Origin of the sequence: Petralouisia muris (genome assembly GCF_004793545.1) — a bacterium.
In the GTDB taxonomy this organism is placed as follows: domain Bacteria; phylum Bacillota; class Clostridia; order Lachnospirales; family Lachnospiraceae; genus Petralouisia; species Petralouisia muris.
In genome coordinates this window covers 41548-54269 of sequence record NZ_SRYA01000007.1, presented here as the reverse complement: position 1 = coordinate 54269, position 12722 = coordinate 41548, and the positions used below count along the sequence as shown (strand labels likewise).

Below are 12722 nucleotides of genomic sequence, written 5' to 3'. Positions count from 1 at the left end.
ACCCATATTTGAAAATTCAAGAAATTAATCATATAATAACGACAGATATTCGATAGATTTATAGAACGGAGGCCCCAAATGAAAACCTGGCAGACAACATTCACTCCCACAATCGGGAATCCCTATATAAAAGAATACTTCACCCCAACCTCAATTTTTTTCGACATTGAAACCACCGGCTTTTCCGCCGCCCGCAATCAGGTATACATGATCGGATATGCTTTGCAGACAGACGGCAGGATATGCATCACGCAGCTCTTTGCGGAATGCCCTGATCAGGAACAGGAAATCCTCTCTGCATTCCTGGAATTATTGTCCCAATACGATACCCTGATTTCTTTTAACGGGACAGGATTCGATGTGCCTTTCCTGAAAGGCCGCTGTGCCTATCATCAAATACCGGAACAACTGGATTCTTTCTGTCATCTTGATATTTACAAACAGCTCTCCAAATATAAAACCATCCTGAACCTGGATAACTTAAAGCAGAAAACTCTGGAAGAATTTCTCGGCATTGCACGGGATGATTTATATTCCGGAGGAGATTTGATTTCCATCTATTTGGAATATGCAAAACTCTCTTCCGGGGAAAACTACAACTTTATAGAACCGCATCGCAACAATCACAAAAAAGTTGAAAATCCCGCAGATTCTACGGATACCTGTACTCTCCCAAAAGCGCACAGGAATCATGGGAACAGCAAAAATGCCGCATTATCTCCCCAAGACGCCTGTGCCCTTTTAAAACTGCATAATTATGAAGATATAAAAGGAATGATACAACTCCTTTCTTTGCTCTCCTATTCCCGTTTCTTTGGAGGGCATTTCCAGGTCTCTTCCTGGGAAACACGCAGCTGGAACACCTATGAGGGAACCAAAGGCTGGGAACTGATTCTATATTTAAAGCCGGATCTTCCCTTTCCCAAGCCTTTTACCTGTACGCTTGGGAAACTCTACATTTCTGTCTCCCGCAACCAGGCTGAATCTTGCACTTCTGGCTCCTGCAATCAGGCTGAATCTTGCACTTCCGCCTCCCGTAATCGGGCCGAATCTTGCACTTCCGCCTCCTGTAATCAGGTTGAGCCCTATGCCTCCGGCTTATGCCATCAAGTTACGCTGCGCATTGAACTTTTTACAGGGGAATTAAAATATTTTTATCCCAATTACAAAGATTATTACTATCTTCCGGCAGAAGATACAGCCCTGCACAAAAGCGTCGCCGCATACGTTGACAGGAATTACCGCACTCAGGCAACTGCCGCCACCTGTTACTGTAAAAAATCGGGCCGATTCCTGCCCCAATACCAGGATTTATTTTCTCCCGCTTTTAAGCAGAATTATAATGATAAAACATCCTGGTTCGAACTGACAGAAGCCTTTACCGAAAATAAAGAAAACCTGAATAAATACGCAATGCATTTTATAAATTATTCCTTTTCCTTATAGGGATAATTTTCTTGCGGAATTACTTACTTTCTGGCAATAAAGCGCTAATAATTTCCATGCCCCGTGCCCTGCCACACTAAATCTGCCTTTGAAATGGTCTGCTTCCATTTATTCCAATCACAAATAGAAGCAGACCATTGTCTAATGTATTCTTTGTTTTCTGCTACCGCTGAAAACGGCTTCGCAAGAAATGTATTTATTTTAAGCACTATGCTGAAATCATCCATTTTGGTGCCAATGTTCTTGGAACAGCGATAGAACATTGTCTTGGTGCAAAATCACTGTATCCATAATAAAACAGCGCAGACTCAACGCAAACAACGCCTTCTGGAAGAAGTGAGCAAATATTTGCTCCTCTTTTATATCTTCTTTTTTGACAAGCTGATAATAGCCGTGTCGTATACGCTCGATATATCCGACATTGCACAAATTGGCTACATCAAAATTCGAAAGACCTGCTGAAGCAAATTCAGAGACTTTAGCAATACCGCCTGAATTACTTATTTAAGTTCTCATCTTCCCTCTGCTAGAGCATTATGCAACCAATTGCGCTGTGTATTCTTTAGAGGCAATTATCGTACGAATTTCCTTTACGGCTAAGGGAATGCATGATTTCTTTACTGCTCAGGCAATCTTTAAACACCTAGCTCATGTACTGGCTTCCAAGGCTGCTGTGCAAATAAAAGCCGTGCAGGTACTTAAACCTTACACGGCTGTTTGTTAGTCTCTCCTCACTAAAAACTACAATATAAACTCCTTGGCAACCATTCCTCCTTCAAAATGAACTTCTCGAACTGTCTTTTTCCACACAAACTTGCGTCCTTCCCTAATCCATATTTGGTTCTTCCCTTCATAGATTTTCAAAAAATCCTGCCCCTTCATATCATCCAATTCCTGCTGTTCATAATTCCAGATTTTATCCCTCCTGTCTAATTCATTTTCTATTAAATAGCACACCTCTTCAAACTTGTATGGGGTTGTTGCCCGATATACCGTATACTTACCTTGATTCTTTTGGGAAACATGCAGACATTCATCTTTATTATAATTCTCATTAATATTCGTAATGGCAACTGGTACGCGCAATCTTATAACAAGTTTCCTGTCCCCGGCAGTAAATACATAAGTTCCATCACTATATGCGTATCTTGTATTTGCCTCAAAATCATATTGGGAACTGGCAAATACAGTCAGAGTTTCATCTAAACCATACTTCAATTTAGGATTAACAACCTTCATCACATACACATCATACCGATACTTTCTCGAGTACGAATAACCACTGTATTCGGTTACTGTTACAATATCTGTATGTTCATCCCATGTCAGCTCTTTATCTAATAATTCTTTCTTATGGTATTTTACTGCATATTTCAACCAACACCTGTCATAATCCGGATTTTCAGGCAATGTTTTTATAATATTTTCAATCTCCAGCTGATTCTCATATGCCGTCTTTATGATTTCCAGCGGCTCTAACGTAGAGAGTTTACCATCTCCTTCATCATCCCAAAAATAATATTCCTCATTCCAAACATGCGACTTGCCGCACTTTCGATTGATATTCTCTGCTGGCATAAGACAATTTCTGTCGCCAAACCCTGACGCAACCGCATAACATTCCCGCCATGTCGAATCATTATTTGAAATCATAAAATATTCCTTTGCAATCTCTATGTATTCCTGGAGCTTTTGGAAACTGCCAGAACCTTCCCAATATCCTGAAAGGTAGAGCAGATACTGTATTTTTCTCCTGCGGGACTGCTCTTCCAATTGATCAAAATATTTCCAAGAAAGATTCTCTGTCTTCACAATATCTGCCTTTATTTTCTGTTCTTTAAATCTGACGCCAAGGTCTGTTAAAATCCCAGAATATTTATCTCTTATCTTCTCTATATCTTTAAAGTCCAGATTGTTAAAATACTCAAATACATCCTCACAGGCTGCAGAAGTTTCTGCAAAATGACGGATACATTCCAAATAATTCCCTGTCCAGTTCCCATGCCCCAGATTTCTGAGCACATAATCATATTTCTGTACATGTTCTTTTGTTATACTGAAACCTTTCTTTGCAATATACAGTACTGCTGCAACTACAGATTTATTATTTTCCGCATAAAAATAACCTCCGGGGGCAAATACCCTTTTTATAGGCTCATATCCGCATTCCTTTTGGAAGTAACAGAACACCGCCCTCACCATATGAAAATACTGTTGGAAGAACTCCTTCTCATCGTCGTCAAGTTCTTTTTGACTATACTCATACATTTTATTTACAAAATCAGCGTCAGCCTCCATTGTCGCTCTGTTTTCATGAAGCTGCAAATTTAAATTATATAAATTTTTAAAACAATCCAGGCTTTTCTGGTTGATTTCCTCTGTTTTCCTTTTCAAACTAACGCTGCCGCAGTCATCATATAACAAATCCATATATACACTGTCATATTCTTTTACTATATCGAGGGACTCGTCCAATTGCTCCTCAATACTGTCAATCATAGCTTTCAGGTTTTCAAACGGCTCTAAAGATTTACCCCTGGCATTCATCCGTATATAGCTTTTTGCCGCCTTTTCTTCTGCGCTGTTTCCCTCCTCCACAATATGGTGAAATGTAATTGCTCCGCATTCCAGCCTGTCATAATACCTTGCTGCATTTTTCCTAAAATCCTGATCCACAGATAAATCATCAAGAAATGTCAATACACTGTCTACAGTGGGATCATACCCCCATTCCGCCTGGAACCAGGGCTGCTTTTCAACCTCTTCCCTAAAATTTACACTTTCTTTCACAAAATCTTTTAACTTTGTATTGGACTGCTTCATCAATGCAAAGAATTCTGCTGCTGAATTCCTGGTCATATAGCTAAATCCCTTTAACTTAGAAAATTCATGGAATCTGCCGCAATTACAAGCCAAAAACCAATGCAATAGATAGAGTGTTGTCAAACGCTGCTGTCCATCCACAGGATAAAAAATACCATCTGCAACCGTTCCATAGACGAAATTGAAATCAATCGCTGAGTCCCCTTCTAAACAGATCTTGATGTCTTTGATTAGATTTCTCCTTATCTCATTGGATTTTCCGTCCTTCCTCCCATGGGCATAATCCCTCTGTATGATTGGTATTCGGATCTCATATATTTCCAACAGCTTAAGCAATGTATCTATTTTATTATTCATTTCCTACTCCCTCACTTTCCCCCAAAAAATCTGAAATGGTTTTGACCATATCCTTAAGATATTTCAATCTGCTGTTAGGCAGCCAATATTTCGCCGCATTTCTTTCCTGAGTGTATTGATCTGTAAATACAAGCAGTGTTCCAATTGGTACGAACTGGCCGCTTTTATAAAATTCATAAACAATTTTTTTCTTTTCACAGTACGCTTTATCACTGACCGCTTGGTTTTGCCCTCTGCTGCTTATATTGTTTTCAATTCCGTCTCTCTGCTTATTCCCAGTTAAGAGAGTCATATTCCCCATGCTGTTATCCTTCATCAGTTCCTGAAAACTTCCCTTGAAAAATTTATCTATCTTTTTCTCAAGTGTGATCTTATTTAACATTAGCCCCGCATAGATAAACCTGTCATTTACGCCATCAAAAATATCTGATATATCCTTTAATCTCCTTATATTATCTGTTGCCTGCTTATAAACTGCCCTTTCCAACTTGCTTTGGTAATGGTTCTTTATTGTTTCCAACAGAACTATATAATTTGTTCTTCCTTCTTCGTCCCTCTCGTACAGCCATCCTGGCCAATGATCTTTATTTTCCTGATACTCTTTACAGGTATAGGTAAATTCTGCCGATGTAAATTCAATATCTGGTAAAACTGCTGTTTTTATTGTTTCCTCACAATTTTCCAGAGAAGCAAAATCTATATTTTCAACAAAATGAAAATTCCCTTCAAAGCTGCTGATATATTGATATGCAAGTAATTTCTTTAATTCCCCTTCTTCCCTGAAGATTCTTCCAATCTCATTGATTTTCCTGCAGCACTCTCTCAAATACCCTGCCTCTCTTTTAGCCCTGAGCGCACGAGCAAAACTCACATTCTTTCCATTTCCATCTGAAGAACGGCTTGCATCAATAAACAAATCCCTGATTTCTTCATCCATGGTATCTAATGACAGATCCAGTTCATATCCATTGCCTTCATGGGTAAATTCAATCCTATCGCCAGTATCAAATAAATATTTCACATAACCAATATAACCGTCTCCGCAAAGGATATTCAAAACCTCATCACAGTCTAACATATCCTGCAGTCCTTCTATATTTACGTCGGTCTTAACATTGCTGGCAAAAATATGCTCCCTTTCCCATTTATTTCTGGCATTTTCCAGGAAATTGAATCTCTCTCCCGTCCCTTTAGAGGAAGAAAGCAGCGCTATATTGTACACCAATAAAACTTTTATGATATCAGAAGATTTCCCTTCATTATACCTAATACCTTTTATCATCCTCTCAATGCCACTTTCTTTTTGAAAGACTTTGTACCGCACAAGTTTTTTTAATGCATTCTCCCTTTCATCCCTTGGCAAATTCAGCACATTGCTAAGCTCATGGTAAACATATAGATACGTGTCATAATTATTTTCTTCATATTCATCTACATTTTCTGGTCTTCTATTGCACAAATTTATGTATAACCCTGCCGTATTATAAACCCTGCTGTCCCCAAAATACAGTTCTTTTAAACCAGAGAATATTTTTCCTATCCTGCGCCAGCACTGATCCATAACGGCTTCTGTTTCGGATAAATCACCCAACTTGCTATTTATCCATGATTCTACTTCATTAAAAATATACTTATCGGAAGCGTTTAAATTTCTAAAACTAATATAATCCTCTACGCATTTATCCTGATGGGTTTCCAGCCAAAGCTCCATAATAAAAAACTCAAAGATAACATCAATCCGTGTGCTATATTGCCTGGAAGCAGTCTCATACTGATTAATATGGGGAACAAATGCCCAAAACTCCGGTTCATGCAGTTTATTCTCAATTTCATCCCATTTTTCCGATATCACAATCTGCTTGTCCTTCACAACAGAGTGATTGTAATTAGACGGATTCATAAAGAGAGCCTTTATAAGCTCCGCATTAGTCAATTCTATCTTACCCGTATTAAAGTTTGCAAACACCTTTTGCGGATCAACATGATCCTTTACTTCATACCAGATAAACTGCGTATTCTTACACAGAACATCATCAAGATAATCTGCATATTTTTTTCTGACTTTATCATCCTCAAATTTCTTCAATAGTTCATCAAAATAACATTTAGAAACCTCAAATGCCTGCAGCATATGATCATAATCTATATTCTCACCTTGCGGCTTTTCCCGCATTCCATAGAGATATTGGCGGAATTCCCTGCTTGTCTGCCTTGACTCATAAGAAATTTCAACGATTTCTTTTCTTACTAAGGTCAATACTTCTTGGCTGTTTTTTGAGACCAATGTTTCCAGGCTTCTCTTTAACGCCGCACGGATAATTGCAATTGTTGTTAAACGCTGTTGTCCATCAATCACATCATAGACACCCTTAGTCTCCATTACAACCAATGGCTGAATGCAATAGGTACATTTGGGAATAGAAAACACGAATAACCCTTCCTGCATATCAAACACTTTGGGATAAAAAATATTGTATGCATTATTTTCATTCAGGCAATCATCTTTACCAGGTTCATACAGCCTGCCTTCATATATATCTTCCAACAATTTTATAACATTGTCTTCGGTCCAGCGGTAACCTCTCTGGTATTTCGGAATGCGGTATTTCTCCTTTAAAACCTCTTCTACATATTGATGTCCATTCTCCATATTTTTTCTCTCCTCTATTTGTAATATTATGATCATAACCCCTGATTTCTATTTTTATGTATTCATATTCCTGCCGCCCTTGCCCTAAGATTTTTACATTATTCTGCTTTCCAGTATAGAGAATTTTCTTTGATAACGCATATGTTTTTGCCTCACACCCTTATATGAATAATTTACTTGCAGTATTACTTATTCTTTTGCAAAAAAGCACTAATAATTTCCATTCCACGCTCCCTGCCCGGCAAATAAATATACTGAGAATAATTGAAATAATAAAATCCACAACAGGTTGAAACTCAACAATTCTCGACAATGCAGCAACGTATTCCTGCTCTTTATCTGTAAGGAAGTAATATTCTCACAGCGGCAAGCCTTCTGCTCCTTACTGAAAAAAAGAGGAAATGCATTCCTCTTTTTATTTGTGATTTCCAATCATTCATATTCATCGACTGCACCTACTTGAAATACAAGGCACTACACAGTATATCTATTGTCAATAGTAAATCAAAAAAATGAAAAACAAATCATAATCAAACAAGCGCACAGACATTATCCATGCACTTGTCTTCTTACAGCCTTAAACCTTCTGGAAAAAGAAAGACTGCTTCCTCTGATAATTCAATTCTCTGTAGTTCATAATCTGCTCTGTGCTGCCGATAAACAGAATTCCATCTTTGGTCAGGGCAGCATTGAACTTCTTGTAAATCTCTTCTTTGGCGTCCTCCGTAAAATAAATCAGCACATTTCTGCACACAATCAAATGGCATCCCGTAGGATAGGGATCTTTCAGCAGATTATGCTCCTTAAATTCTACCTGACGCTTGATTTCATCTGCAATCTTATAAGAGTTGCCTACTTTGGTGAAATATTTCTTCTTAAATTCCGGCGGGACAGCGGCAATGCTCTTCTCGTTATAGAGACCCATTCTCGCTTTATCCAGCACCTGCTTATCAATATCCGTCGCTGTAATCTTAATCTGATTTAACGGAATATGCTTTGACAGAGCCATCACCAGAGAATATGGCTCATCCCCGGTGGAGCAGGCTGCGCTCCAGATTTTCAGGCTCTTCCCAAACCGCTGAACCAGCGCGGGAAAAACTTCTTTGTCCAAAATTCCCCACTGTTCCGGATTCCTGTAAAATTCTGATACATTAATGGTAAGGAAATTCACAAACTGCTCAAATTTCTCCGCATCCTTCTTAATTAATGCCACATAATCTTTGTAACTTGTGATATTGTTCTTAGAGATCAGCGTCTCAATTCTGCGCTTCATCTGTTTCTCTTTGTAAGCATTCAGATCAATCTTGGTTAATGTAAAAATATCCTTTTTGAAATCCTCATATCCTACCATGCCAGATTCCCCTATTCTTCTACAGATTCTTCTGCATCTTCCTGCACTTCTTCTGTGGAAGACAGCAGCGCCTTGATGCTCAGGCTGATTTTCTTATCTTCTTCATTGAAATCTACAATCTTAGCTTCGATTTCCTGTCCGATGTTCAGGACATCGGAAGGTTTCTCCACATGCTCCCTGGAAATCTGAGAAACGTGCAGCAATGCGTCAACGCCGGGAGCCAGTTCCACAAATGCTCCGAAATCTGTCATTCTGGCAACCACGCCTGTTACAATATTGCCCACAGCATATTTGGATGACGCATCTTTCCATGGATTCTCGTCTTCAAATTTCATACTCAATGCTATCTTATTCTCATTGATATCTTTGATGAATACTCTCGCAACATCGCCTACTTTAAATACCTTCCTTGGATTCTCCACTCTTCCCCAGGACATCTCAGAAATATGCAGCAGGCCGTCAGCCCCGCCTAAATCAATAAATGCACCGAAATCTGTCACATTCTTAACGGTTCCTTCCAGAACGTCTCCTACATTGATTCTCTCAAAGAGGGCCTTCTGCAGTTCTGCTTTTTTAGCGAGAAGCAATTGCTTTCTGTCTCCGATAATTCTTCTTCTGCGGGGATTGAATTCTGTAATCACGAATTCGATTTCCTGATCTTTGTATTTGCCCAGATCCTTCTCATATGTATCGGACACCAAGCTTGCAGGAATAAAGATTCTTGCTTCATCAATCACAACGCCAAGGCCGCCGTCTAACACCTGCGCTACCTTTGCAGTCAGCACTTCCTGTGCATTAAATGCCTCTTCCAGACGTTTGCTTCCCTTTTCAGCAGCAAGCCGTTTGTAGGTCAGCATAACCTGACCCTCACCATCATTTACTTTCAAAACCTTGGCTTCCATGGTATCACCCACGGATACAACGGTAGTCAAGTCAACATTCGATTCGTTTGTATACTCATTACGGGTAATAATTCCATCGGATTTGTAACCAATATTTAAGATGATCTCGTCTGGTTTCACATCAATAACGGTACCTTCGACTACCTCTCCATTCCTTATTGTTTTAAATGATTCTTCCAGCATTTGTTCAAAACTCATTTCTGACATTTTTTTGAACCTCCTCAATAATTTTGTTTGGGGTAGAAGCCCCTGCGGTAATACCTACGCTATTAATGGACCGTAATTTAGACAAATCCAAATCTTCCAGTGTCTGTATATAGCAAGTATTTTCACATTCTTTTTTACATATTTCAAATAGTTTTTGCGTATTGGAACTGTTCTTCCCTCCCACCACAATCATGGCATCTACATTCCGGGAAATTTCTTTCGCCTCTGCCTGCCGCTCCTGGGTGGCATTGCAAATCGTATTTAAAACAATTATATCATAACCTTTTTTTTGAATAATTTCAACTAGTTCTTTAAATTTCTTGTTGTTAAATGTCGTTTGAGACACAATACACACCCTTTTTTTCTCTTTCAGGGTAAATTTTTCCGCTTCCTCCTTTGTAAAAATCACCGTAGTCTCCGCTGCATCGCTGCTCCAGCCTTTGATTCCCTCCACTTCCGGATGGCTGCCGCTGCCAATAATTACTATATGGCATCCTTCTTTGCTGTTCTGCTCCACAATCCGGTGTATCTTCCGCACAAAGGGGCATGTAGCGTCCACATAGGAAATCCCTTCCTGTTCCAGCAGATCATAAATTTCTTTTTCCACTCCGTGAGAACGGATAATCACAGTTCCGTCCCTGCATTCCCGAAGCTCCTCAGGCGTTTCCACCACCCAAACACCTTTCTGTTCCAGATCATTTACCACTTCTTCATTGTGTATTATCGGACCGTAGGTATAGATTCTGCCGCTACTTTTCTTTGCCTGCTCATATACCGTATCCACCGCGCGTTTCACACCGAAACAGAACCCGGCGCTTTTTGCGAGAATTACTTCCATACTGCTATTTCCTTTCACAGCTCTGCCCTTTTCCTTGAGCCATTTATTCTCTTATAAAGCGGCCCGGCGACCCGACTTCTATTTTCTTCCGGATCCAACCCGGCAGCATGCCTTCTATCTTCTCTCCCGGACCAGTTTCAGAATCTTCTCCGTTACTTCCTGAATGCTCATATCAGAGCTGTCTATCAGCACAGCATCCTCTGCCTGGCGCAGCGGGGAAATCTCCCGGTTCATATCCTGTTCATCCCGTTTTGCTATATCCGCGCAGATGGTTTCCAGACTGCAGTCTATGCCTTTTTCCTGTAATTCCAGGAACCTGCGTTTTCCCCTGGTTTCCACGCTGGCCGTCAGATAAATTTTTACCTGGGCCTTTGGCAGCACGCTTGTCCCGATATCTCTGCCGTCCATAATCAAATCCGTAGTCTGGGCCATCGAACGCTGAAGATCTGTCAGTTTTTCCCGAACCTTCCGGTAAATACTGGTGGCGGAAGTCATCTTTCCCACTTCTTCGGTGCGAATCAAACCGTTAACATTTTCCCCGTTTAAAAATACCTGCTGTTCTCCGTTTTCCATGGAAATTGAAACCGTAATTTCCTCACAGGCAGCGTTGACAGACGCTTCGTCATCCGCTGCAATGCCTTTCCTCAGAAAATACAATGCCATGGCCCGGTACATAGCCCCGGTATCCACATAAATATAAGATAATGCCTCTGCCGCCTTTTTGGCAATTGTGCTTTTACCCGCCCCGGCGGGGCCGTCAATTGCGATATTAAATGCCATAATTTCCTCCATTTTCAAATGATACTGCTTCCTGCCAGATATCCGGTGGACCAGGCAATCTGCAGATTGAATCCGCCAGTCAGCGCATCCAGATCCAGCACTTCTCCGGCAAAGTACAAGCCCTGGGCCAGTTTCGATTCCATGGTAGAGGGGTTGACCTCTTTCAGGGAAATGCCGCCTCTGGTAATAATCGCTTCATTGAAATCCCGAAACCGGGTCAGCGTCACCGGAAATGCCTTAATCAATTCCGCAAATTCTATACGTTCCCCTCTGGTGATTTCATTTACCTTTTTATCGGGATGAATCCCGCTTAACCTGAGAATTACCGGGATTAATTTTGCCGGAAACAGCTTCCCCACCGCATTTTTAAACTGCCGATTCTGATTCTCTTCAAAATCCCGCAGAATCCGCCTGTCCAACTGCTCCTTTGTCAATGCCGGCTTCAAGTCAATTTCCATAGATAAAGGCATCCTGTCCATATAATCATTCACAATGCCGCTGGCGCTCAAAATCAGCGGGCCGCTGACTCCATAGTGGGTAAACAGCATTTCCCCAAACTCTTCATATAAGACTTTTTTCTCTTTCCGAATGCGCACCTTGATATTCCGAAGAGACAGCCCCTGCAGATCTTTGATCCAGGGTTCCGCCGCCTCAAACGGCACCAGTGATGGCTTAAGTTCTGTCACAGTATGTCCCAACTTTTCGGCAAAACGGTAGCCGTCGCCGGTGGAGCCTGTGGAAACATAGGAACAGCCTCCGGTGGCAATAATCACTGCGTCTGCTTCCAGTAAAGTTCCATCTTCAAGCCTGACTCCTGAAACTTGGAACTTGCGCAATTTCCACTCTTTTGCTCCTGTTTTTCCTGCCCTTTTGGTGTTTTCCGGAAATTCTGCCTGACTGCCGTTTTCTGGATCATCCAGCGCCTTTTCTTCGTTTTTTTTCAAACATGCCGTAATTTCTTTCACCTGGGTATTCAGGCGCACTTCCACCTTTTCTTTTTTTAATATCTGCTGGAGAGTCCGTATCACATCGGAAGAGTGATCTGACTGGGGAAATACCCGCTCTCCCCGCTCTGTTTTCGTGGCAAGCCCGTAAGACTCAAAGAATTCAATCACCTGCTGATTGGTAAAGCTGTAAAATGAGCTGTAGAGAAATTTGCTGCCCCGCAGCACCTGTTTGAATAACGCTTCTGTTTCACAGGCATTTGTCAGATTGCATCTGCCCTTTCCGGTAATATAAATTTTCTTTCCAAGCTTTTCATTCTTTTCCAACAGCAGAACCCTATGCCCTCCCCTGGCTGCCCAGACTGCCGCCATCATGCCTGCCGCCCCGCCGCCAATTACAATTACTTTACTCATATGCGCCCTG

General features: G+C 40.8%; 9 protein-coding genes. 1 reads left to right on the top strand and 8 read right to left on the bottom strand.

Translation table 11 applies throughout. The features are described 5' to 3' along the window. Nucleotides 1-78: 78 nt before the first annotated feature. Nucleotides 79-1446 (top strand): ribonuclease H-like domain-containing protein, encoded by a 1368-nt coding sequence (locus E5329_RS04670; RefSeq protein ID WP_135988435.1) that lies wholly within the window; start codon nt 79-81, stop codon nt 1444-1446. A gap of 219 nt (nt 1447-1665) precedes the next feature. On the opposite strand, the gene E5329_RS32515 is transcribed toward E5329_RS04670, so the two are convergent. The 8 genes from E5329_RS32515 to E5329_RS04630 all read right to left on the bottom strand — a co-directional run bounded on the left by E5329_RS32515 (nt 1666) and on the right by E5329_RS04630 (nt 12712). Then, on the bottom strand, nt 1666-1932 hold the full coding sequence (locus tag E5329_RS32515; protein ID WP_408634640.1) for a type IV toxin-antitoxin system AbiEi family antitoxin domain-containing protein: 267 nt from the start codon (nt 1930-1932) through the stop codon (nt 1666-1668). 255 nt (nt 1933-2187) lie between these two features. Further along, nucleotides 2188-4626 (bottom strand): DUF262 domain-containing protein, encoded by a 2439-nt coding sequence (locus tag E5329_RS04660; RefSeq protein WP_135988434.1) that lies wholly within the window; start codon nt 4624-4626, stop codon nt 2188-2190. Beyond that, nucleotides 4619-7276, bottom strand: coding sequence for a DUF262 domain-containing protein (locus E5329_RS04655; RefSeq protein WP_168356520.1), 2658 nt, complete (start codon nt 7274-7276; stop codon nt 4619-4621). The genes E5329_RS04660 and E5329_RS04655 overlap by 8 nt, the downstream gene beginning before the upstream one ends. Nucleotides 7277-7853: 577 nt before the next feature. Next, a complete protein-coding gene (locus E5329_RS04650) occupies nt 7854-8627 on the bottom strand; it encodes a CheR family methyltransferase (protein WP_135988432.1) in 774 nt (257 codons plus the stop codon). An 11-nt stretch (nt 8628-8638) separates the two neighbouring features. Further along, entirely contained in the window at nt 8639-9736 is a 1098-nt protein-coding gene (gene rpsA, locus E5329_RS04645; RefSeq protein WP_135988431.1) for a 30S ribosomal protein S1, read from the bottom strand. After that, entirely contained in the window at nt 9717-10574 is an 858-nt protein-coding gene (ispH, locus tag E5329_RS04640) for a 4-hydroxy-3-methylbut-2-enyl diphosphate reductase (protein WP_135988430.1), read from the bottom strand. The genes rpsA and ispH overlap by 20 nt, the downstream gene beginning before the upstream one ends. A 114-nt stretch (nt 10575-10688) precedes the next feature. After that, nucleotides 10689-11354: a (d)CMP kinase gene (gene cmk / locus E5329_RS04635; protein ID WP_135988429.1), complete on the bottom strand. Its 666-nt coding sequence runs from the start codon at nt 11352-11354 to the stop codon at nt 10689-10691. 14 nt (nt 11355-11368) lie between these two features. Further along, nucleotides 11369-12712 (bottom strand): BaiN/RdsA family NAD(P)/FAD-dependent oxidoreductase, encoded by a 1344-nt coding sequence (locus E5329_RS04630; protein ID WP_135988428.1) that lies wholly within the window; start codon nt 12710-12712, stop codon nt 11369-11371. Nucleotides 12713-12722 lie beyond the last annotated feature (10 nt).